Annotated in this window: 19 protein-coding genes; 10 read left to right on the top strand and 9 right to left on the bottom strand. The window is 63.5% G+C overall.

Going from position 1 to position 22,764, the window contains the following annotated elements; translation table 11 throughout:
• Window positions 1–74 precede the first annotated feature (74 nt).
• The 9 genes from ABX74_RS06280 (at window position 75) to proB (ending at window position 12,578) form a co-directional block, all read left to right on the top strand.
• On the top strand, window positions 75–2,756 hold the full coding sequence (locus ABX74_RS06280) for a valine--tRNA ligase (protein WP_029538339.1): 2,682 nt from the start codon (window positions 75–77) through the stop codon (window positions 2,754–2,756).
• Complete coding sequence (folC, locus tag ABX74_RS06275) at window positions 2,753–4,192, top strand: bifunctional tetrahydrofolate synthase/dihydrofolate synthase (protein ID WP_019749072.1); 1,440 nt, start codon at window positions 2,753–2,755, stop codon at window positions 4,190–4,192. Before ABX74_RS06280 ends, folC begins: the two co-directional genes overlap by 4 nt.
• Window positions 4,189–4,644 carry a DUF4233 domain-containing protein gene (locus ABX74_RS06270; RefSeq protein WP_047888439.1) on the top strand — a complete coding sequence of 152 codons (456 nt, stop codon included), beginning with the start codon at window positions 4,189–4,191 and terminating at the stop codon, window positions 4,642–4,644. Before folC ends, ABX74_RS06270 begins: the two co-directional genes overlap by 4 nt.
• A gap of 18 nt (window positions 4,645–4,662) precedes the next feature.
• The gene (gene ndk / locus ABX74_RS06265) at window positions 4,663–5,082 is read left to right on the top strand and encodes a nucleoside-diphosphate kinase (protein ID WP_042952256.1); all 420 of its coding nucleotides are present in this window, start codon (window positions 4,663–4,665) and stop codon (window positions 5,080–5,082) included.
• Window positions 5,083–5,574: 492 nt separating this feature from the next.
• Window positions 5,575–8,823, top strand: a complete 3,249-nt coding sequence (locus tag ABX74_RS06260) for a translation initiation factor IF-2 N-terminal domain-containing protein (RefSeq protein WP_047888438.1) — start codon at window positions 5,575–5,577, stop codon at window positions 8,821–8,823.
• A 319-nt stretch (window positions 8,824–9,142) separates the two neighbouring features.
• Window positions 9,143–9,454 (top strand): 50S ribosomal protein L21, encoded by a 312-nt coding sequence (gene rplU, locus ABX74_RS06255; RefSeq protein ID WP_003944533.1) that lies wholly within the window; start codon window positions 9,143–9,145, stop codon window positions 9,452–9,454.
• 42 nt (window positions 9,455–9,496) lie between these two features.
• Window positions 9,497–9,766, top strand: a complete 270-nt coding sequence (gene rpmA / locus ABX74_RS06250; protein ID WP_003944532.1) for a 50S ribosomal protein L27 — start codon at window positions 9,497–9,499, stop codon at window positions 9,764–9,766.
• A 212-nt stretch (window positions 9,767–9,978) separates the two neighbouring features.
• On the top strand, window positions 9,979–11,430 hold the full coding sequence (gene obgE / locus ABX74_RS06245; RefSeq protein ID WP_019749068.1) for a GTPase ObgE: 1,452 nt from the start codon (window positions 9,979–9,981) through the stop codon (window positions 11,428–11,430).
• 44 nt (window positions 11,431–11,474) lie between these two features.
• On the top strand, window positions 11,475–12,578 hold the full coding sequence (gene proB / locus ABX74_RS06240) for a glutamate 5-kinase (RefSeq protein ID WP_020908223.1): 1,104 nt from the start codon (window positions 11,475–11,477) through the stop codon (window positions 12,576–12,578).
• Here the strand turns inward: proB and ABX74_RS06235 are convergent.
• Window positions 12,551–13,408, bottom strand: a complete 858-nt coding sequence (locus ABX74_RS06235) for an NAD-dependent protein deacetylase (RefSeq protein ID WP_019749066.1) — start codon at window positions 13,406–13,408, stop codon at window positions 12,551–12,553. The genes proB and ABX74_RS06235 overlap by 28 nt on opposite strands.
• Before the next feature lie 50 nt (window positions 13,409–13,458).
• Here ABX74_RS06235 and ABX74_RS06230 point away from each other — a divergent pair, with 50 nt between their 5' ends.
• On the top strand, window positions 13,459–13,980 hold the full coding sequence (locus ABX74_RS06230; RefSeq protein ID WP_082148460.1) for a VOC family protein: 522 nt from the start codon (window positions 13,459–13,461) through the stop codon (window positions 13,978–13,980).
• 44 nt (window positions 13,981–14,024) lie between these two features.
• On the opposite strand, the gene ABX74_RS06225 is transcribed toward ABX74_RS06230, so the two are convergent.
• The 8 genes from ABX74_RS06225 to ABX74_RS06190 form a co-directional block, all read right to left on the bottom strand.
• Window positions 14,025–14,957 carry a D-isomer specific 2-hydroxyacid dehydrogenase family protein gene (locus tag ABX74_RS06225; protein WP_007731007.1) on the bottom strand — a complete coding sequence of 311 codons (933 nt, stop codon included), beginning with the start codon at window positions 14,955–14,957 and terminating at the stop codon, window positions 14,025–14,027.
• Window positions 14,958–14,966: 9 nt separating this feature from the next.
• On the bottom strand, window positions 14,967–15,365 hold the full coding sequence (locus ABX74_RS06220) for an ectoine synthase (protein WP_003944463.1): 399 nt from the start codon (window positions 15,363–15,365) through the stop codon (window positions 14,967–14,969).
• Window positions 15,366–15,380: 15 nt separating this feature from the next.
• Window positions 15,381–16,643, bottom strand: coding sequence for a diaminobutyrate--2-oxoglutarate transaminase (ectB, locus tag ABX74_RS06215; RefSeq protein WP_020969986.1), 1,263 nt, complete (start codon window positions 16,641–16,643; stop codon window positions 15,381–15,383).
• A gap of 48 nt (window positions 16,644–16,691) precedes the next feature.
• Window positions 16,692–17,207, bottom strand: coding sequence for a diaminobutyrate acetyltransferase (ectA, locus tag ABX74_RS06210; protein ID WP_019749063.1), 516 nt, complete (start codon window positions 17,205–17,207; stop codon window positions 16,692–16,694).
• A 160-nt stretch (window positions 17,208–17,367) separates the two neighbouring features.
• Window positions 17,368–19,467, bottom strand: a complete 2,100-nt coding sequence (locus ABX74_RS06205; RefSeq protein WP_047888436.1) for a RecQ family ATP-dependent DNA helicase — start codon at window positions 19,465–19,467, stop codon at window positions 17,368–17,370.
• Between the two features lie 39 nt (window positions 19,468–19,506).
• Window positions 19,507–20,328 (bottom strand): MerR family transcriptional regulator, encoded by an 822-nt coding sequence (locus ABX74_RS06200; protein WP_047888435.1) that lies wholly within the window; start codon window positions 20,326–20,328, stop codon window positions 19,507–19,509.
• A 53-nt stretch (window positions 20,329–20,381) separates the two neighbouring features.
• Window positions 20,382–21,263, bottom strand: a complete 882-nt coding sequence (locus ABX74_RS06195; protein ID WP_047888434.1) for a ribokinase — start codon at window positions 21,261–21,263, stop codon at window positions 20,382–20,384.
• Window positions 21,260–22,702, bottom strand: a complete 1,443-nt coding sequence (locus tag ABX74_RS06190) for an MFS transporter (RefSeq protein WP_047888433.1) — start codon at window positions 22,700–22,702, stop codon at window positions 21,260–21,262. The genes ABX74_RS06195 and ABX74_RS06190 overlap by 4 nt, the downstream gene beginning before the upstream one ends.
• Window positions 22,703–22,764: the final 62 nt, after the last annotated feature.

Below are 22,764 nucleotides of genomic sequence, written 5' to 3'. Positions count from 1 at the left end.
GGCAGTCGTTCGTGTGCGCCGCGGCGGCCGACGGGCGAATTCGTTCACGACGGGGGAGTCATTAGGATCAAGTGGTGACCAGTGCAGCTCCAGAGAACCCCCAGACCCCCGCCGACGCCCTACCCAAGAGCTGGGACCCCAGCGCTGTAGAGGCCGATCTGTATCAAGGCTGGGTAGACGCCGGGTACTTCCAGGCCGACGCGACCAGCGACAAGCCCGGCTACTCCATCGTGCTGCCGCCCCCGAACGTCACGGGCAGCTTGCACATGGGCCATGCCCTGGATCACACCCTCATGGACGTGCTCAGCCGTCGCAAGCGGATGCAGGGCTACGAGGTGCTGTGGCTACCTGGCATGGATCACGCCGGTATCGCCACGCAGTCCGTCGTCGAGAAGCAGCTCGCTGCCGACGGCAAGACAAAGGAAGATTTCGGCCGCGAGCTCTTCATCGACAAGGTCTGGGACTGGAAGCGCGAATCCGGTGGAACCATCGGGGGCCAGATGCGGCGCATCGGTGACGGTGTCGACTGGAGTCGCGATCGTTTCACCATGGACGAGGGCCTCTCGCGCGCCGTCCAGACCGTCTTCAAGCGCATGTTCGACGAGGGTCTGATCTACCGCGCCGAGCGTCTCGTGAACTGGTCGCCGGTGCTGCAGACCGCGATCTCCGACATCGAGGTGAAGTTCGAGGACGTCGAGGGTGAGCTGGTTTCCCTGCGCTACGGCTCGCTCGACGACAACGAGCCGCACGTCATCGTCGCGACCACTCGCGTCGAGACGATGCTCGGTGATACCGCAGTGGCGGTCCATCCCGAAGACGAGCGCTACAAGCACCTCATCGGAACCACTCTCGATCATCCGTTCACCGGGCGTCAGATTCCGATCATCGCGGACGACTACGTCGACCCCGAGTTCGGAACCGGCGCAGTGAAGATCACGCCGGCTCACGACCCCAACGACTTCGAGATGGGCCTGCGGCACAACCTGCCGATGCCCACGATCATGGACAAGACCGGCAAGATCGCCGACACGGGAACCGAATTCGACGGTATGGACCGCTTCGAGGCTCGCGTCAAGGTTCGCGAAGCTCTCGCCGAGCAGGGCCGCGTCGTCGCCGAGAAGCGCCCGTACCTGCACAGCGTCGGGCACTCCGAGCGCAGTGGCGAGGCCATCGAGCCTCGTCTCTCGTTGCAGTGGTGGGTCAAGGTCGAGACGCTCGCCAAGGCTGCGGGTGACGCGGTTCGCAACGGGGACACCGTCATTCACCCGGCGAGCCAGGAACCGCGATGGTTCGACTGGGTCGACAACATGCACGACTGGTGCATTTCCCGCCAGCTCTGGTGGGGCCACCGCATTCCGGTCTGGTACGGCCCCGAGGGTGAAGTTGCGTGCTTCGGTCCCGACGAAACGGCACCGGAAGGCTGGGTCCAGGATCCCGACGTCCTCGACACCTGGTTCTCCTCGGGACTGTGGCCCTTCTCGACGATGGGCTGGCCCGACAACACGCCCGAACTCGAAAAGTTCTATCCCACCAGCGTTCTCGTCACCGGCTACGACATCCTGTTCTTCTGGGTCGCCCGCATGATGATGTTCGGCACCTACGTGTCCGAGGACGAGTCGATCACCGCCGGTCCGGGTAAGTCCGGCGCGCAGATGCCGTTCAAGGACGTGTTCCTGCACGGACTGGTCCGCGATCAGTACGGCAAGAAGATGTCGAAGTCTCGCGGCAACGGTATCGACCCACTCGACTGGGTCGATCGTTTCGGCGCCGACGCCCTGCGATTCACACTCGCACGCGGCGCCAACCCGGGCAGTGACCTGTCCGTCGGTGAGGATTCGGCGCAGTCCTCGCGCAACTTCGCGACCAAGTTGTTCAACGCGACCAAGTTCGCACTGATGAACGGCGCTGCTCCCGCGCCGCTGCCTGCTCGAAACGAACTGACCGACGCCGATCGTTGGATCCTCGACCGTCTCGACACGGTCCAGGCCGAGGCGGACGCCGCATTCGATCGCTACGAGTTCAGCAAGGCGTGCGAAGGCTTGTTCCACTTCGCGTGGGACGAGGTCTGTGACTGGTACCTCGAACTCGCCAAGGTGCAGTTCGCCGCCGACGAGGCTGTCGCCGCGAACACCCGCGCCGTGCTCGGCAACGTTCTCGATGCACTGCTCCGCCTCCTGCACCCGGTCATTCCGTTCGTGACCGAAACCCTGTGGAAGGTGCTCACCGGCGGCGAATCCGTCGTCGTCGCCGACTGGCCGACGTTGTCCGGTGTGGCAGTCGACACCCAGGCCGCCACCAGGATCGAAGACACCCAGAAGCTGATCACCGAGGTGCGACGTTTCCGAAACGATCAGGGGCTCAAGCCTTCCCAGAAGGTTCCGGCTCGTGCGTCCGGGCTCTCGGAGGCAGGCATGGACGGCCAGTTCGCCTACGTGGCGGCGCTTGCCAAGCTGACCGAACCCGAAGAGGGGTTCACCGCGTCGATCTCCGTCGAGGTGCGTCTGAGCCAGGGCACCGTCACGGTCGACATCGACACCTCGGGCACCATCGACCTCGGCGCGGAGAAGAAGCGTCTCGAAAAGGACCTCGCGGCAGCGCAGAAGGAGCTCGTCACCGCTGACAACAAGCTGGCGAACGAGGCCTTCCTGGCGAAGGCGCCCGACGCCGTCGTCGACAAGATCAAGACACGTCGCCAGATCGCCGTCGAAGAGATCGAGCGCATCACAGGACGTCTGAAGGAGTTGGCCGACAAGTGAGTTCGTACGAGCCGTCCCAATTCGACGCTCAGAGTTCGGTTCCGACTCCGGTCGACATCGCCGAACTGGCGCTGGTGGAAGCAGAACTCGACAAGCGTTGGCCTGAGACCAAGATCGAGCCGTCACTGACTCGTATCGAGGCGCTCATGGATGTCCTGGGCTCACCGCAGCACAACTATCCGTCGGTGCACGTCACGGGAACCAACGGCAAGACGTCGGTGACGCGCATGATCGACTCCTTGATGAGCGCTCTGCATCGTCGTACCGGCCGAACCACCAGCCCTCATCTGCAGATCGCGACCGAGCGGATCAGCATCGACGGTCATCCGATCTCCCCGCGGCTCTACGTGGATACGTTCCGCGAGATCGAGCCGTACGTGCAGATGATCGACGCACAGTCGCAGGAAGCCGGGGGACCGGCGATGAGCAAGTTCGAAGTGCTCACTGCGATGGCCTATGCGGCATTCGCGGAGGCTCCGGTGGACGTCGCCGTGGTCGAGGTCGGCCTCGGCGGACGCTGGGACGCCACGAACGTGATCGACGGACAGGTCGCGGTGATCACGCCGATCAGCCTCGATCACGCCGAGTACCTGGGCACCGACCTGGCCGGAATCGCGGAGGAGAAGGCCGGGATCATCAAGAAGGGCCGCGAGGACTTGGTTCCGGTGGACACCGTCGCGATCATCGCCGAGCAGACTCCAGAAGTGATGGAGGTATTGCTGCGCCGAGCAGTCGAGGTCGAGGCCGCGGTCGCGCGTGAAGGCTCGGAGTTCAAGGTGCTTGCTCGCCAGATCGCGGTAGGTGGACAGCAGCTCGAACTTCAAGGCCTGAGTGGTGTGTACACCGACATCTTCCTCCCCCTTCACGGTGAGCATCAGGCGCGCAACGCCGCGCTCGCGCTCGCTGCCGTCGAAGCGTTCTTCGGTGCCGGTCCGGACCGACAACTCGATCAGGACGCTATCCGCAACGGGTTCGCCTCGATCGTCAATCCCGGTCGCCTCGAACGTGTTCGGAGTGCGCCGACGGTCTTTCTCGACGCCGCACACAATCCCGACGGTGCGCGTGCTCTCGCCGCCGCACTGGCCGCGGAGTTCGACTTCCGCAAGCTCGTGGGAGTTGTCAGCGTCATGGCGGACAAGGACGTCGACGCCATCTTGACCGCATTCGAATCCGTCTTCGACGAGATCGTCGTCACCCACAACGGGTCACCCAGGGCGATGGATGTCGAGGAGCTGGCGAACATTGCCGTCGCGAAGTTCGGCGACGAGCGCGTCGTCGTGGCGCCGGTGCTTGCCGACGCGCTGGAAGTCGCGATCGAAATCGCCGAGCAGGTCGCCGAACCCGGCGAAGCCGTATCAGGGGCAGGTGTGGTGGTGACGGGATCCGTCGTGACCGCAGGCGCCGCCCGCACGCTGTTCGGAAAGGACCCCGCGTGAGTACCCCGTCAGATGCCAATCCCGAATCCGGAGGCCACGAGCCCGGGGGCCCCGAGTCCGGAGACACTGCCGGCGAGTTCGGGCCTCCGACCAAGGACCCCTGGAAAAGTTTCCGCGGAGTGATGGCCGGAACCCTGATCCTCGAGGCGATCGTCGTGCTGCTGGCTTTGCCGGTTGTCGCGGTCGTCGGCGGTGGCCTCACCGCGGCCTCCGCGGGATTCATCATCGGGTTGGCGGTACTGATGATTCTGGGAGCCGGCGTCCAGGGCAAGCCGTGGGCGATGGGGTTCAACGTCGCACTGCAGGTGATTCTTCTATTCGGATTCTTCGTCCACCCGTCGATTGCCGGTGTGGCGATCACCTTCGGGATCGTCTGGGGATACCTCGTCTACCTGCAGAGAGACATCAAGCGCCGGATGGACAAGGGCCTGCTTCCCGGCCAGCGGGACTGACCATTTAGGCTGTCCGCTGTGACTGAGCGCACCCTCGTACTGATCAAGCCCGACGCCGTTGCCCGTGGATACGTAGGAGAAATCCTCAGCCGTATCGAGCGCAAAGGCCTGACAATTGCAGCACTCGAACTCCGTGTAGCTTCCGAAGAGGTGGCTGGTAGCCACTACGCAGAACACTCCGAGCGCCCGTTCTACCCGAGCTTGTTGGAGTTCATCACCTCCGGTCCGCTGGTGGCCGCAGTGCTCGAAGGCCCCCGCGCCATCGCTGCTTTCCGTCAGTTGGCCGGCGGAACCGACCCGGTCGACAAAGCTCTTCCGGGCACCATCCGTGGCGACTTCGGACTCGAAGCGCAGCAGAACCTCGTTCACGGCAGTGACTCCGTGGAGTCGGCAGAGCGCGAAATCGCTCTGTGGTTCCCCGCGCTGTCGTCCATCTGAATCTTCGATCGGGGCCTCTGGCCCACATGTAACGGGCCTCCGGCCCACATGAACGGGCCTCCGGCCCACATGAACGGGCCTTCGGCCCACATCTCCACAGCGAATTCTCGGCACGTATCCCACATCGGTGCGCCCTTTGCAGTTGCAGGCGCGTTGGTGTGGGATACTGCTTTCAGTTGAACCGCAATTTGTTTTACGCACGTTCAACCGGATGACACCTAGGTTCGATGCCCTTTCATCGCTGCTCCAGGTCAACAGGAAATCCCTGGACCTCTGCACGCTGGATGATCAGGCGCTCGCGCACAGGACAACGGCCATCCAGCCAGGCACTTCATGTGCTCGCAGTGAATAACGGGCATTGCGGACCATGCGGAGCGAGACCTTACAATCTCGCACTCACTTCTGAGTGCGAGTACACACAGCACGCTCCCGCGTGGCCGCGTGACAACTCGACTTCTGGGTTGGACGCGCCCGGGGGCTGAGGAGACTTACGTGGCCGATCAATCCCCAACCGAATCAGATTCCAGCACCACCCCGGAATTTCCCGACAAGATGCGCGTACACGCGCTGGCGAAGCTGCTCGGTGTCACCAGTAAGCAGGTCCTTGCCGAAGCCGCAGCGCTCGGTACCGAATTGCGCAGTGCGCAGTCGAGTCTCCAACGGGACGTTGCCCAGCGGATTCACGCCTCGCTGACTTCCGCGGCCGAGGCCATCGAGCCGGTCGTGGCCGAACTCGATACCCTCATCGACCCGGTTGTCGAGGCCCCTGTTGCGGAAGAGCCTGTTGCAGAGGCTCCGGCCGAGAAGCCTGTCAGGGCTCGTCGCACCCGCAAAAAGGTCGTTGTCGAAGAACCGGCTGTCGAAGAACCGGCCGCCGAAGAACCTTCAGCAGAAGAAGCAGTGGATCCGGCTGTCGCCGAGATCAGCGCTGGACTCGACGCCGCTGCTGCGCTGCAGAGCAAGGAAGCCGAGCAGTCCGATCTGTTCACTTCCTTCGAGGCGCCGCAGACCCATCAGCCCGAGGTGGCTCCCGCCGCGCCGCAGGTCCCGCTGTTCCTGCAGCCGGATCTCGAAGCCGCCGAGGTAGCTCCGCGTCGCCGTCGCGCACGCCGCGAGCCCGCTGCACCGGCGGTCGTCGAAGAGAAGCAGACAACTACGGAAGCCGAAACCGTCGTTCCCGAGGCAGCACCGGTTGCAGTTCCTGCCGTCGAAGAGCCGGCTGTGACCGCACCGCAAACCGAGGGCGAGAGCGCCGAGTCCGAGGACGAGGACGACGATCAGCCGCGTCGCCGTCGTCGTGGACGCCGTGGACGTGGACGTGGTCGCGGTGAACAGGGTGGCGAGCAGGGCTCGGACGAAGAGTCGGATACCGCTACCGAATCGGAGCAGGAATCTGCCCCTGCGGCAGTCGAGAAGCAAACCGACGACGCTGCCGGCGAAGAATCCGGTGATAAGTCCGAGTCCACCGCTGATGCGGATTCCGAGAATGCCGACGATTCCGATCTCGATGCCGACGGATCGAGCCGCCGTCGCCGCCGTCGTCGTCGTCGCAAGACCGGCACCGACGGCGCCACCGACGCGACTGCGACGTCCGAGGACGATCCGCCGAACACCGTCGTTCACGAGCGCGAACCTCGCAACAAGACCCGCGTCAAGGACGAGGTCCAGGGCATCAGTGGTTCGACACGTCTGGAAGCGAAGCGTCAGCGTCGCCGCGACGGTCGTGACGCCGGCCGTCGTCGTCCGCCGATTCTGACCGAGTCGGAGTTCCTCGCGCGTCGTGAGGCCGTCGATCGCGTCATGGTTGTGCGCGATCGAGCAGACAGCGGTCAGCCGCATGCGACTACACAGGTAGCAGTCCTCGAAGACGGAGTGTTGGTCGAGCACTTCGTCACCAACTCGGCGTCCGCGTCGATGGTCGGCAACGTGTACCTCGGACGTGTCCAGAACGTGCTCCCCAGCATGGAAGCGGCGTTCATCGACATCGGACGTGGCCGCAACGGCGTTCTCTACGCCGGTGAGGTCAACTGGGAGGCTGCCGGTCTCGGTGGCAACTCGCGCAAGATCGAGCAGGCCCTCAAGCCGGGCGATCAGGTGCTCGTTCAGGTCAGCAAGGATCCGGTCGGTCACAAGGGTGCTCGACTGACCACACAGATTTCGCTTGCCGGTCGTTTCCTCGTCTACGTGCCCGGTGGTACGTCCACGGGTATCAGCCGCAAGCTTCCGGACACCGAGCGCAAGCGTCTCAAGGAAATCTTGCGCGACATCGTTCCCGCCGACGCCGGCGTGATCATTCGCACGGCGTCCGAGGGCGTCAGCGAAGAAGAGTTGGCGCGCGACGTGACTCGTCTGCAGGCTCAGTGGGCCGGCATCGAGGAGCAGGCCGCGGCTGCGGACACCGGTAAGTCCGGCAACCCGCAGGCGCTGTACGAAGAGCCTGACATGCTGGTCAAGGTCATTCGTGATCTGTTCAACGAGGACTTCTCCAAGCTGGTCATCGAGGGCGAGAAGGCGCATACGACGGTCGAGAACTACATCAACTCCGTTGCGCCCGATCTGCTTCCGCGACTCGAGAAGTACACGCCGAACAACGGTATCGACGTCTTCGCCGCTCGCCGTATCGACGAGCAGTTGGCCAAGGCACTCGATCGCAAGGTGTGGCTGCCGTCCGGCGGCACCTTGGTGATCGATCGCACCGAGGCCATGACCGTCGTCGACGTCAACACCGGAAAGTTCACCGGAGCCGGCGGAAACCTCGAAGAGACTGTTACCCGCAACAACCTCGAAGCAGCCGAGGAGATCGTTCGCCAGATGCGCCTGCGGGACATCGGCGGAATGATCGTCGTCGACTTCATCGACATGGTCCTCGAATCGAACCGGGACCTGGTCCTGCGTCGGCTCACCGAATGCCTGGGTCGCGATCGCACGCGCCATCAGGTGTCGGAGGTCACGTCACTCGGACTCGTGCAGATGACGCGCAAGAAGTTGGGCACCGGATTGGTCGAGGCCTTCTCGACCACCTGTGAGCACTGCCACGGCCGCGGCATCATCGTCCACTCCGAGCCGGTCGAGGTGAAGTCCTCGGACGACGGGGGATCGCGTTCGGGCTCGCAGCGAAGCGAATCCGGCACCTCGCGCAAGAACAAGCGAGGCCGCGGAGACAAGTCGCCTTCGACCGAGTCCAACGGACAGGAAGCTCCGGCGCCGGAGGTTCCGGCTGTCGACGCGACCGTCAAGCGGGCTCATCCGGTGGCATTGGCGATGGCCTCGCACCACCACGACGACGACGAGACCGTCGCGGCCGGCTCGATCGAGTCTGATTCCACCGGTACGTCTTCGGGGGATGATGCATCCAAAAGTGCCGATCGGCAACAGGATCGGCCGATCGATACTCCTGCTGCTACTGAGCGCCATGACGTTCCTGTTGTGGACTCTGCTGCGGAAGAAGTATCCGCAGTGGACAACGAGTCGGCGACAGCTTCGACCGAAGCAGCTCCGCGCGGTCGTCGGCGTAGTCGCCGGGCGTCGCGGGCAGCGTCGGCACCGGTTGCCGAGGCAGCTCCCGAGGTGGGTACGGTCTTCGTGATTCCGACTCCGGAACCCGTGGCAGAAGCGGTCGTGGAAAACGTTCCGGCTCCGGCCACCGAAGTTCCGGCTGAGGAAGAAGTTGTCGTCGTCAAGCGACCCCGTCGCAGGCGTGCAGCAGCACGTCCCGCAGGTCCTCCGGTAGACGGAGAGTAAGAACTACTGGCTTTCGGTCGGTTGGATGACTTCGCGATGAGCGAGGACATCCAACCGTTATCCGAAGTTTCAGCTGGTAGAAGCAGTATAGAGTAGTAAGCACCACCCCTCGGCGGGGCGGTTTGACCCTGACGGTTGCTTTCCCGTAACCTTGGAGGGTCGCCACCCGGCGGTAGAGATTCCGTGTGCCTAGAGTGCGCGTGAATGTCCCGGTACGTCAGTGCCGAGCCGAGGTGACATAAACCAGACCAGTCGCGATGCATTTGAAGCCTCAGGCAGCAGCGCGAGCAAGTTCGAAGAAGCAAGGGGTAGCCCTCCGATGGCAACGTACGCGATCGTCAAGACCGGCGGAAAGCAGTACAAGGTCGCTGTTGGTGACCTCGTCAAGGTCGAGAAGATCGAGGGTGAGCCCGGCACTGCTGTCTCGCTTGCTCCCGTTCTCGTGGTCGACGGATCTGACCTGACCACCGACGCGGCCAAGCTGGCCAAGGTCGCAGTCACCAGTGAGATCGTCGAGCACACCAAGGGCCCGAAGATCCGCATCCACAAGTTCAAGAACAAGACCGGTTACCACAAGCGTCAGGGCCACAGGCAGCCGATCACGGTGCTCAAGGTCACGGGCATCAAGTAACCAGTTCTTTCTAGCTAATTTCACCCGAGGAGGGTCAATAGCATGGCACATAAGAAGGGTGCATCCAGCTCCCGTAACGGTCGCGATTCAAACGCCCAGCGCCTCGGCGTGAAGCGCTTCGGCGGCCAGTCGGTCAGCGCAGGCGAAATCCTGGTTCGCCAGCGCGGCACGCACTTCCACCCCGGCGTCAACGTCGGCCGTGGCGGCGACGACACCCTGTTCGCTCTCGCTGCCGGTGCAGTCGAGTTCGGCCAGAAGCGTGGACGCAAGACCGTGAACATCGTTCCGGCCGTCGTTGCGGCTGAGGTCTAGTCTTTCTCGCTAGTTGTGCGTCACCGGTTCTACTTTCGGTAAGAGAGTGACGCGTTCCAAGCTCCCGATAGGGGCGGACCAGGGTTGAAATAACCCGGTCCGCCCCTATCGTTTGTTTAAGCAGTGCCAGTTTTACCCCGAGCAACCCTGCTCACCAGAAGTTCAGCTCATCGCGTGAGACCCGCAATTGACTGAGGAAGGATCCGGCAGTCATGTCCCGATTCATTGACCGTGTTGTGCTGCACGTCAGCGCTGGAAAAGGCGGCAATGGTTGCGCCTCCGTACACCGCGAGAAGTTCAAACCGCTCGGCGGTCCGGACGGTGCCAACGGAGGTCGCGGTGGCGACGTCATCCTCGTGGTCGACGAGAACATCCACACCCTCCTCGACTTTCACTTCCATCCCAACGCGAAGGCGACCAACGGCAAGCAGGGCGCCGGCAGTAACCGCGAGGGTGCAAACGGTGAAGACCTCATCCTCAAGGTCCCGGATGGAACTGTGGTTCTCGATACCGACGGCAACGTCCTTGCCGACCTCGTCGGTGTCGGCTCGCGCTACGACGCCGCTCAGGGCGGCCGCGGCGGACTCGGCAACGCAGCACTCGCCTCGAAGGCTCGCAAGGCCCCAGGTTTCGCACTCCTCGGTGAAGACGGTGTCGAGCGTGACCTGGTTCTCGAACTCAAGTCGGTAGCCGACGTCGGTCTGCTCGGATTTCCCTCTGCCGGTAAGTCTTCGCTGGTGTCCGTTCTCTCGGCGGCCAAGCCGAAGATCGCCGACTACCCATTCACCACTCTGGTCCCCAACCTCGGCGTCGTCTCGAGCGGTGACACCACCTTCACCGTCGCCGACGTGCCCGGGCTGATCCCCGGTGCCAGCGAAGGCCGCGGTTTGGGCCTGGACTTCCTGCGCCACATCGAACGCTGCGCCGTATTGGCGCACGTGATCGACTGCGCCACCCTCGATCCGGGGCGTGACCCGATATCCGACATCGACGCCCTGGAAGCAGAGCTGGCCGCGTACACGCCCGCGCTCTCCGGCGACTCGGGACTCGGTGACCTCGACAAGCGCCCGCGCGTCGTCATCCTGAACAAGACCGACGTTCCGGAGGCAGCCGAGCTGGCCGAAATGGTCACACCCGAGATCGAAGCTCGCGGATGGCCGGTCTTCACCATCTCGGCGGTGAGCCGAGAAGGTCTGCGACCGTTGACATTCGCGCTGGCGAAGATGGTCCGCGACTACCGCGAAGCTCATCCGAAGCCCGAGCCGAAGCGCCAGGTCATTCGCCCGGTCAAGGTCAAGGATTCCAGCTTCACCATCGAGAAGGATCCCGATATCCCTGGTGGGTTCGTCGTCCGAGGCACCCGCCCGGAGCGGTGGATTCGTCAGACCGCCTTCGACAACGACGAAGCCGTTGGTTACCTCGCCGACCGTCTTGCACGCTTGGGTGTCGAGGACGCATTGGTCAAGAAGGGCGCTCAGCCAGGGGCTTCCGTCACCATCGGTGACGTCAGCTTCGAGTGGGAGCCGATGACGCCGGCCGGTATCGATCTGACCCGTACGGGCCGTGGAACCGACCCGCGTCTCGATCAGGTGGAGCGTATCGGCGCCGACGAGCGCAAGCATGCTCGTCGCGTCCGCCGCGGGCTGCTCGACGAAGACGCCTGACTCACGCGATTTCAGGACGAAAACCGAAGAGAGGGAACGGGACTGTGCTCGGGTCCACCAGGGAGTCGATAGCGTCGGCTCACAGTATCGTCGTGAAGATCGGGTCGTCTGCGCTCACCAGTCTGGTGGCGGGACTCGACACTCACCGACTTGATCTGTTGGCCGATGCCATCGAGACCCGCATGCGCGCGGGCTCCGATGTAGTCGTCGTCTCGTCCGGTGCCGTCGGCGCCGGACTGGCGCCGCTGGGACTGACCAAGCGACCGCGGGATCTCGCGACCAAGCAGGCTGCGGCCAGCGTCGGTCAGTTGGCGCTGGCTCACGCCTGGGGTACGTCGTTCGCCCGTTACGGGCGTACCGTCGGGCAGGTTCTACTCACGGCGGACGACATCGCTCGACGGACGCAGCACCGCAACGCCCAACGGACACTCGATCGTCTACGGGCATTGCACGCGGTGGCGATCGTGAACGAGAACGACACCGTTGCCACCACCGAACTTCGATTCGGTGACAACGATCGGCTGGCTGCTCTGGTTGCTCATCTCGTCGGCGCCGACGCGTTGATCCTGTTGTCGGATGTGGACGGCCTGTACGACGGGGATCCCCGAAAGGGCGATGCCACACTGATTCCCGAGGTCAACAGTCCCGAGGATCTCGACGGTGTGGTTGCCGGATCGGGTGGCGCTCTCGGTACCGGAGGCATGGCGTCAAAGCTCTCAGCAGCACGCCTGGCCGCTGATTCCGGAGTGCCGGTGCTGCTCGCGGCAGCATCGGACGCTGCGCAGGCACTCAGTGGTGCCGATGTCGGAACAGCATTTGCGCCCCGGCCGACGCGATTGTCGGCTCGCCGATTCTGGGTACGTCACGCCGCTGACACATCGGGTGACCTTCACCTCGACGAAGGCGCCGTTCGCGCGGTGGTGTCCAAGCGTCGAAGCCTGCTGTCCGCGGGCATCGTCGGTGTGTCCGGCGATTTTCACGCCGGCGATGTCGTGTCGCTGATGGGACCGGGGGAGAAGCCCGTCGCTCGGGGTGTCGTTGCGTTCGACGCTACGGAGATCGAGGAGATCCTGGGGCGCTCCACCGCCGATCTACCGGCCGACATGCAGCGTCCCGTGGTTCACGCGGACGACTTGGTGGCGCTGTAGCTGTCGTACTCGACCAGGGCGGAAAGTGCTTCAGCACAACCGACTTCGAGCTTGAGGTCGGCGTATTCGTCACCTCGGGTCGTTCCGCGATTGACGATGGCGATCGGCTTCCCGGTCTTGGCGGCATGCCGCACGAAACGCAGACCGGACATCACCGTCAACGACGACCCGGCTACCAACAGTGCATCGGCTTGGTCGACGAGGCTGTACGCCCGGGCCACACGTTCCTTGGGGACGGATTCACCGAAGTAGACGATGTCCGGCTTGAGTAGCCCACCGCACACGGCGCAATCCACGACGCGAAAGTGTGCGGTGGATTCGATCACGGCATCCGCATCGGGCGCGATCTCGACTCCCGTTGCAGCAGCCACAGTTTCGGCAAATCCGGGGTTGGCTTCCTCCAGTCTCTCGGCGAGAGTGGTGCGGGAGATCAGCCGCTGGCAGCTCAGGCATCGAACCTGCGCGTAGGTGCCGTGGAGGTCGATGACGTTTCGCGCGCCGGCCTTGGTGTGCAGGAGGTCGACGTTCTGGGTGATCACACCGACGGCTCGCCCTGTTCGCTCGAGTGCCGCGACGGCCCGGTGGCCCTGGTTGGGCCGCGAGCTGTCCATGTATCGCCAGCCGATGTGGTTACGCGCCCAGTAGTGACGTCGAAACGCCGGATCCCCGATGAACTGCTGGAACGTCATCGGATTGCGCGGGGGTGAATCGGGGCCACGGTAGTCCGGGATTCCGGAGTCGGTGGAGATGCCTGCACCCGTCAGAACTGCCAGGCGACGGCCGGCCAGGAGCTCGGGAAGGGCGTCGAGGCGGCTGTTGTCGGTAGGCACCGTTCCAGGATAGGCGCGTGTGCGAGACGGCGGCGCGGAGGAAGTCCGAAATGTTCAATAGAACACGTGTACGACTGTCGATACTCGTAGACATGAACACAGTGAAACCAATTCCCGCTGGTTACCACACGATCACTCCCTACCTTGCGGTGCCGGACGGCCATGCCGCACTCGACTACTACAAACGAGCACTCGGAGCTGAGATCGTCGACGCGATGAATGCACCTGACGGCACTCTCATGCATGCCGAGATTCGGATCGGTGATTCGATGCTGCAGCTTTCGCAGGAGATGCCGGACTTCGGTCTCAGGTCGCCGCAGGACGGCTGGGTGCATTCGTCCATCGTCGTTTACACCGAGGACACGGATGAGTTCGTCGATCGGGCCGTCGCCGAGGGAGCCACGCTGGTCACGGCGGTCGCCGATACGTTCTCGGGTGACCGGCACGGAGTGTTTCTCGACCCATTCGGCCATCGGTGGGCCGTATGCACGAAGGTCGAGGACGTACCTGCGGAGGAGGTGGCTCGCCGGGCGCGGGCGCTCTTCTTCCCGGATACGGATTCGCCACAGTAACTTTCGGCAGCTTTCACCGGATCATTCAGGCTGCGGCGGCGTGCTCAGTATCCGGCGACCGGGTCGACGAGGGCAGCCAGTGCCTCGCCCTTCGCGAAGCGGGTCACGTTCTTGGAGACGTGATCCGCAAACGCGGCGGGGCGAACTCCCGGCGGATTGGAATCGTGGGGTGTGATGATCGCATTCGTCAGATCCCACAGCGGGTGACCGTCCGGGAGGGGTTCGGGGTCGGTGACGTCGAGACCGGCGCCGCCGATCTGCTCCGACTCGATTGCCTCGACCAGCGCGTCGGTATCGACCAGTGATCCGCGCGCGACATTGATCACCCAGGAATGGGGTTGCATCGCCGCCAACTGCGCGCGGCCAACGAGGTGACGGGTGGCCGGGGTGGCGGGCGCAGCGATCACGAAGTGATCTGCGCGAGAATAGATTTCATCCATCCTGGATGCGGGGTACGTCGAGATGGCCCCGGGAACCGGGCTACCGGAACGATTGACTGCGATGCTGTCCGCCCCCTGCGCGGCCAGCATCGGAATCAGCGCGCGGCCGATACCGCCTGCGCCGATGATCGCAACCGTCGAGCCACGAAGGGTGCCGATCTTGGGAAAGAACTCGAACTGACGCCACGTTCGAGCTTCGATGTGTGCGGGCAGGTGACGAACTCCGGCCAACAGCAGCATGAGCGCGTGCTCGGCCACCGAGGCCGAAAACGCGCCGGCCGCCGAGGTCCACGTGATTTCGGTGTCCTTCGGAATCACGCCGGAGTCGAACCAATCCTCGATTCCCGCCGACGGCAGCTGCACCCACCTGACCGACGCCGGTAACTCCGACGGAAAAGTTTCGGGTGAGCCCGCCCAGATCAGGGCGTCGGCAGTGTCGATCGGACTGATCAGACCTCCGCCCCGAAGCACCGCGCTGTCGAGCAGTGCATCGGGGACGGGGCCGATCGCTACGCGTGGAGAGGTGTCAGTCGCCATGACTAGACGCTACGCGGGGACCTCCACCAGTGGGTAGACACCGTTCTCGTCGTGTACCTCACGCCCGGTGACCGGCGGATTGAAAACGCAGAGCATGCGCATCTGCGTATCGGGCTCGACGCGGTGACGCTCGTGACCGTTGAGCAGGTACATCGACCCCGGTGCGAGATCGTATTCCTTGTTGTTGTCCAGGTCGATCAGCTTGCCGGTGCCCTCGACGAGCCAGACCGCTTCGACGTGGTTGGCGTAGTGGAACTCGTTGACCGAACCTGCCTTGATGGTGGTTTCGTGGAACGAGAACCCGACGCGGTCGCCGCCGAGGACGATGCGCTTGCTGCGCCAGTTGCCGTCCTCGCTCGTGATGTCGCGGTCGGTGTCGGTGATCTCGGTGGTGGTGCGAACGATCATGGGAGAGTCCTTCCTCTAGCTGCAGACCTTGAGTGTCGCCTCGGCCAGGATGGAGAGGCCGTGCTCGAGCTCGTCATCGGTAATCGTCAGTGCCGGAAGCAGTTTCACAACCTGGTCGGAGGGTCCGGAGGTCTCCGCGAGCAATCCCTCGTCGAATGCCAGCTGGCAGACCTTGCCGGCGCGCTCGGGCTGATCGAAAACGAGGCCCTGAACCAGGCCGCGTCCACGGTGCGAGACCTCGCCGGGGAACTGATCGGAGAGATTGGCGAAGCATTCGCTGATGCGTGCGCCCTTCTTCAAGGTTGTCTTCGTCAGTGCGTCGTCGGACCAGTAGTGGTCGAGTGCAACCTTGGAGGTGACGAACGCCGGGTTGTTGCCACGGAAGGTGCCGTTGTGTTCGCCCGGTCCCCAGACGTCGAGTTCACGCTTGAACAGCGTGAGCGCCATCGGCATTCCGTAACCGCTGATCGACTTGGACAGCGTGACGATGTCGGGAACGATTCCGGCCTCTTCGAAGGAGAAGAACGGGCCGGTGCGGCCGCAGCCCATCTGGACGTCGTCGACGATCAGCAGGATGCCACGATCCGAGCACAGTGTTGCCAGTGCCCGAAGCCATTCGGGGCGAGCGACATTGACGCCGCCTTCGCCCTGAACGGTCTCGACGATCACTGCCGCGGGACGGTTGATGCCGCTACCGGAATCATCGAGAACGCGGGAGAACCACTGGAAGTCCTCGGTGACGCCGTCGAAGTAGTTGTCGAAGGGCATCGGTGTCGTGTGCACGAGCGGAACACCGGCGCCCGCGCGCTTCATCGAGTTGCCGGTCACGGAGAGTGCACCAAGTGTCATTCCGTGAAATGCGTTGGTGAAGTTGATGACTGCCGAACGTCCGGTCACCTTGCGAGCCAGCTTCAGTGCAGCCTCGACGGTGTTCGATCCGGTCGGGCCGGGGAACTGGACCTTGTAGTCCAGGCCGCGCGGCTCGAGGATGTTGCGCTGAAAGGTCTCGAGGAACTCGCGCTTGGCGACTGTCGACATGTCGAGGCCGTGCGTGATGCCGTCGCTCATGATGTAGTCGACCAGCGCCGATTTGAGCACCGGGTTGTTGTGGCCGTAGTTGAGGGCGCCGGCACCGGCGAAGAAATCGAGGTATTCGCGTCCGTTTTCGTCACGAATCCAGGATCCGGATGCGCTGGTGAACACTGCAGGCCAGTCACGGCAGTAGCTGCGGACCTCGGACTCGAGGGTTTCGAAAATGCTTGCTTCGTTGATATTCATATCTTCTTTGTTCCTCCGGGGCATGCTGTATGCCGAGCGCGAAGTGCGCTAGGCGCCGATCGTGTAAAGATCTTCGGCTTCGTGTCCATCGGGAAAATCTTTGGGCGAGAACAAGTTCTGCCTGGTTATCGGTACTTCGCGTCGACGTGCGAGCGCGGTGAAGAGTGCGATCGAAGCCTCGTTGTCGGGGCTGATCGTCGTCTCCAGATGTGTAACACCCAGTGGGGCAGTGCGATCCATCAAGTCGGACAGCATGCGGGCAGCAATTGCCTTGCCGCGCTGGTCCTCGTCGACCGCGACTTGCCACACGAACAGGGTTTCCTGCGCGCTGGGACGGGTATAACCGGAAACGAATCCGACTACGCGGCCGTCTACCTCTGCGACGATGGACGTCGCGCTGAAATCCCTGCACCACAACAGGTATGCATAACTCGAATTGAGGTCGAGCACCTTCGAATCACGTGCGATCTCCCAGAGCCGGACTCCGTCATCGATCTGTGGGCTTCTGAACAACACCGCGTCCGGCGCGGTGGTCGGGATAGCTCTCGTATCAACAGGCTTCATCGGTCATCTGAACGTAACAATCATTGCTGTCGAAGTCATGCAGATGTCCGTTTCGGGCCGTGCGGAACCCGTTGCGCCCCAGGTGAGGACATGAATGTGATCGTGCTCACATTATGTAACTTTTGGTGTTGTCCGAGCGACTATTTCGGGCCAAAACTCGCTATTTGGGGCTCGCGAGCGCCAATGGGAGGACCGAATGCGCACCTGCCTGCCGAAGTGCGCGTGCGGCCATCGTGAAAGTCCAACCGGTGTCGGCGATTGCGTCGACAAGAAGTATCGGTCCCTGATGGATACTCATGTCCGGAACTTCCCAAACATCGACCAGTCCGGACACGCGATAGGCGGAGTTCGCTGCCGACACCGGAGGGTGGTCGGGTCGCAAGCGAAGGGTGCCCAGGTCGGTCAATCGCCCGACCTCGGCCAGCTTGGCAGCCAGGCTCGACACCAGCAACGGATGCGTCGTGGATTCGAGGGCCATCACACCGGTGGGGCGCTCGGCCCAATTCCAGGCGGCCAGAACGCTGATACACGCGCTGACCACCGCATCGGGTACCTCGGCGTCGGGACCGTCGAAAAGCGCGCGGAGACGTTGGCCCCAGCCCAGGTCCGACATCCGTCCGAGAATGCGCCCGGTTTCCGGTCCCTCGGTGATCTTCCCGGACAGCTTGACGCCCAGCTTGCTCAGGCCGGTCGGCCACATCTTGCGCGGCTCCAGGTCGAATCCGGGGCGCTGCAAGCGCGCCCGAGTCTCGTCGAGGGCGGTGGTGTCGACAGTGGTGTCGTAGCGATTGCCGGTGCAGTTGTCACAGCGTCCACACTGTGAGTTCTCCGATGTCAGACCAGGATCGTCGAGTTGTTCACGCAGGAAGGTCATTCGGCACGTGGTGATGCTCTGGTACTCGACCATTGCAGCCTGCTCGGCCTGGCGAGCGTCGTCGAGTCGACCGTAACGCTCGGCGTCGTACACCCAAGGTTCTCCGGTGCTGATCCAACCGCCCTTGACTCGTTTGACCGCGCCGTCGACGTCGAGAACTTTGAGGACCATTTCGAGACGGGTGCGATTGAGCTCCACCAGCGGTTCGAGTGCCGGTGTCGACGTGGCCTTTTCGGTGTCGAGGTGCTCGATGACGCTGCGGACCAGATGCTCGCGGGGGAAGGCGACCGAGGCGAAGTAGCTCCAGATCTGCTTGTCCTCGGCGCCCGGCAGCAGGATCACGTCTGCCCTGTCGGTGGAACGCCCGGCGCGGCCCACCTGCTGGTAGTACGAGATAGGTGACGACGGTGCGCCGAGGTGGACGACGAACCCGAGATCAGGCTTGTCGAAGCCCATCCCGAGGGCCGAGGTGGCCACCAGAGCCTTGACGCGATTGCCCAACAGGTCCTGCTCGAGGGATTCACGTTCGGTGGGATCGGTCTGGCCCGTGTAGGCGGCGACGGTATGACCGCGCTCGGAGAGCAGGCTTGCGAGGTCGCGAGCGGCCGAAACCGTCAGCGTGTAGATGATGCCCGATCCCGGCAGCGTCTCGAGTATGTCGGCGAGCCAGGCAGCGCGCGCCGTCGCCTCGGGAATGTGAACCACGGAAAGGTGAAGTGACTCGCGCTCGAGCCCGCCACGAAGTACGAGCGTTTCCTCGCCGCCGACGCCGAGTTGGGCGGACACGTCCTCGACGACGCGGTTGTTGGCCGTAGCCGTGGTCGCGAGGACGGGAATGCCCTCGCCGAGTTCGGCGATCAAAGTCCTGATACGCCGATAGTCGGGACGGAAGTCGTGTCCCCAGTCGGAAACGCAATGAGCCTCGTCGACCACCACCAAGCCGGCATCAGCTGCCAGGGACGGGAGGACCTGATCGCGGAAGTCGGGGTTGTTCAGGCGCTCGGGGCTGACCAGCAGTACGTCGAGATCGTTGGCTGCAACGCGGGCGTGGATGTCGTCCCACTCCGTGACATTGCCCGAGTTGATGGTCGCGGCTCGCACCCCGGCACGCTCGGCAGAACTGACCTGGTTTCGCATCAGGGCCAACAACGGAGAGACGATGACCGTGGGGCCATGACCTGCTGCCCGGAGCAGCTTCGCCGAGATGAAGTAGACCGCAGACTTGCCCCAGCCGGTCCGCTGGACGACGAGGGCACGCTTGCGTTGCACCACCAGCGCCTCGATGGCCGTCCACTGGTCCTCGCGTAGGCGGGCATCCGGCCCCGCGAGTTCACGGAGCAGTCGCTCGGCTTCGTCGCGCATGGCTGGGGCAGTGGCGGTGGTCATGGACCCCATGGTGCACGACCCTGCCGACACGTGCGGGCTTCAGGCCTTGGCAACAGGTTCCTGCAGCTCGGTGACCCAGCCGTCGACGTCCTCCGGGCACGCCAGCGTGACCTCCCGGCTGGGGCCGGCATTGCGGTATCCCGCTGCGTCGATCCACTGAGCCAAGGCTTGATAGGCGGGCAGGCAGTTGTCCATCGACCCCTTGTGCAGCAGCGAGGCCACCTGAGCTTCGGCCTGCAATTCGACGACCGCGAACTCGTAGTCGCCCTCGGGATCCGCATCGACCGGTAGCGCGGCATGCACGACGACGTTCTCGTCGTCACCGGCATCCTCGTAGTACGCGAGCGCAGGTCCGATCGTGGCGATACCGGCACGATCCAAACCGGTGCACAGGCGCTCGTACAGCCCGCGAACCACCGGACCGATCGACGACGGATCCATCGTCTTGGCGGTACCGGTCAACTCCGCGACCCGCAGCGCCGGAACGGACTTGATCACAACCTCGTATGCGGACATCTGTCCCTCACTTTCGATGATGCGTAGGCGCGCCTGTACATGCGCCAGTCGCGCGGTGTCTTCCTGGATTCGGGTCTCGAGTTCTGCTCGGCGAAGCGTGAGCATCCCGCGGATTTCGTCGACGGTGACCGCCGACTCCACCACCTGCTGGACCTGGGCCAGGGTCAGGCCCAGCTCCTTGAGCGCAACGATGCGGTTGAGCAGCGCCAACTGGCCCGCGGTGTACGAGCGGTACCCGGTGGATGCGTCGACCCTCGCGGGCACGAGCAGGCCGATGGCGTCGTAGTGGCGGAGCATGCGCACCGACACACGACCTGCTCTCGCGAAGTCTCCGATGCTCAACATGGTTACTTGCCCCGTTTCTCCCTCACGAACCCGACACCTACAGGTTTAGAACCTCACACGGTGTCAGAGTCAAGCTGTCGGTTCAGGACTTTTTCGATCTCAGCGCGAGTGGGCGACGACACCGACGCGCCGCGAACCGTCGTCGCCAGACTTCCCGCCGTGGCAGCGAACTGCAGGGCGCGGTCCTGGTCCTGCACCCACTCCACGGCGAAGGCCCCGGTGAAGGCATCGCCGGCGCCGGTGGTGTCCACGGGTGTCACGGCCGGGGAGTCGGCGTGGATTGTCTCCTCGCCCGACCGGAGATCCGCGCCGCCGGCCCCGAGCGTCGTGACGAGGTATCGGACGCGACCGGTGACCGCGGCCAACTGCTCCGACTCGGTCTGGTTGACGATCAAGATGTCGACTGCATCGATCAGTGAATCCGGAAGTTCTTGCACAGGAGACGGATTGAGGATGACCGTCGTCCCGTTAGCATGTGCGTGCTCGGCTGCCGCTGTAACTGTCTCGACCGGGATCTCGAGTTGGCACAGGAGGATGTCGGCGCGGGAGATCGCGTCGAGGTCTGCTTCGGTCAACGAAGTGATCGAGGAATTGGCGCCCGGGACGACGATGATGTTGTTCTCCGCGTCTTCGCTCACGGTGATGGCCGCGACGCCACTCGGGCCGTCGACACTACGTAGCAGTGCGGTGTCGACCCCGGCGTCTTGTAGGGTCTCGCGCAACTGGGTGCCGAAACCGTCGTCGCCGACCGCGCCGACGAAGGACACGTCCCCACCGGCCTTCGCGGCGGCGATGGCCTGGTTACTGCCCTTACCTCCGGCCGCGGTGGCAAAGGCAGTGCCGAGCAGCGTTTCTCCCGGAGCGGGGAATCTGGACACTGACGTGGTCAGATCCATGTTGATACTGCCGACGACGACGATTCGAGGCGTGCTCATACCTCGAGGTTATCGGCCTTCATTCTCTTGCGGCGAACCTTGCGGATGATCCGGCGTGCTTCCTCGTCGGTGGCCACGGCGGGCGGAGAACCGTCCAGTGGCTTCCGTGCGGTCTCGGGGATCATCAGGACTGCGATACCACCGATCACCGCGGCGATCATCATGTACATCGGTGCGACCAGATTGCTGCCCGTTGCACTTTCGAGAGCTGTCAGCACCAGGGGAGTGGTTCCACCGAAGATCGACACCGCGAGGTTGTATCCGATTGCCAAGCCGCCGTACCTGATTCCGGTCGGAAAGAGTGCGGGAAGCACAGACGGGAACACCCCGACGAACAGCAGGAGCAAGCCGCCGAGAATGGCGAGTCCCAGGAAGACCGTCACGTAGTTGCCGATGCCGATCAACAGGTAGGCAGGCAGGGACAGGACGAAGAATCCGATGAAACCGCTGAGCAGCAAGGGTTTACGCCCGACGCGGTCCGAGAACTTTCCGACGTAGCTGATTCCCATCATCATCACGATCATGACGATGATCATCAGAACGAGTCCGTGGGATTCGTCGTAACCCAACGTGTTGGTCAGATACGTCGGCATGTAGCTGAGCAGGCCGTAGTGAGCGATGTTGTATGTGGCCACCAGGACGATGCACAGAACAAGCGGACGCCAGTTGTCGACGAGAGTTTCGCGTAGTTTCTTGCCGGTGGATTCGTCTGCGAGGGAACGCTCTTCGGCCTGCTCCATCATCTGGAATGCGGGAGTTTCCTCCAAACGTAGACGGAGGTACAGGCCGATGAGACCCAGCGGTCCGGCAATGAGGAAGGGGATGCGCCAGCCCCATTGGAGGAGGTCCTCGGCGCTGACGACGGTCTGGATGATCGTCACGATGCCCGCTGCCGCCACATATCCTGCCAGAGTCCCGAATTCGAGGAAGCTGGCGAAGAAACCGCGCCGCTTGTCCGGCGCGTATTCGGCAACGAACGTACTGGCCCCGCCGTATTCGCCGCCCGTGGAAAAGCCCTGCAACAGGCGTAGGAGTACCAGCAGGATCGGGGCGGCGATACCGATGGACTCGTAGCTCGGGATGAGGCCGATGGCGAAGGTGCTGCCCGCCATCAGAATGATGGTGGTGGCCAGGACCTTCTTGCGTCCGATGCGGTCACCGAGTGGGCCGAAGAACAATCCGCCGAGAGGGCGGACGATGAAGGCTGCTGCGAAAATTGCAAACGTCGAGAGGAGTTGAGCGCTGCCGCTCGCCTCCGGGAAGAACACTTTTCCGATAGTGGTAGCTAGATATGCGTAAACGCCGAAATCGAACCACTCCATGGCATTTCCGAGCATCGTCGCCTTGACAGCGCGCTTGACGGACGCATTGTCGGTGACGCAGACATCGGGTGATTCGGCCACTTCGAGAGCGCTGATCGAGTTCTCTGGTGTAGTCATGACATGCGCTCCCCAGCGCAATCATCGAACCGAGCGGGGCACGTACCTGATGCACGCATCTT

Origin of the sequence: Rhodococcus sp. ARP2 (genome assembly GCF_001029585.1) — a bacterium.
In the GTDB taxonomy this organism is placed as follows: Bacteria; Actinomycetota; Actinomycetes; order Mycobacteriales; family Mycobacteriaceae; genus Rhodococcus_F; species Rhodococcus_F erythropolis.
The sequence above is the reverse complement of the archived record's forward strand: the minus strand, read 5'-3'. Positions and strand labels throughout refer to the sequence as shown.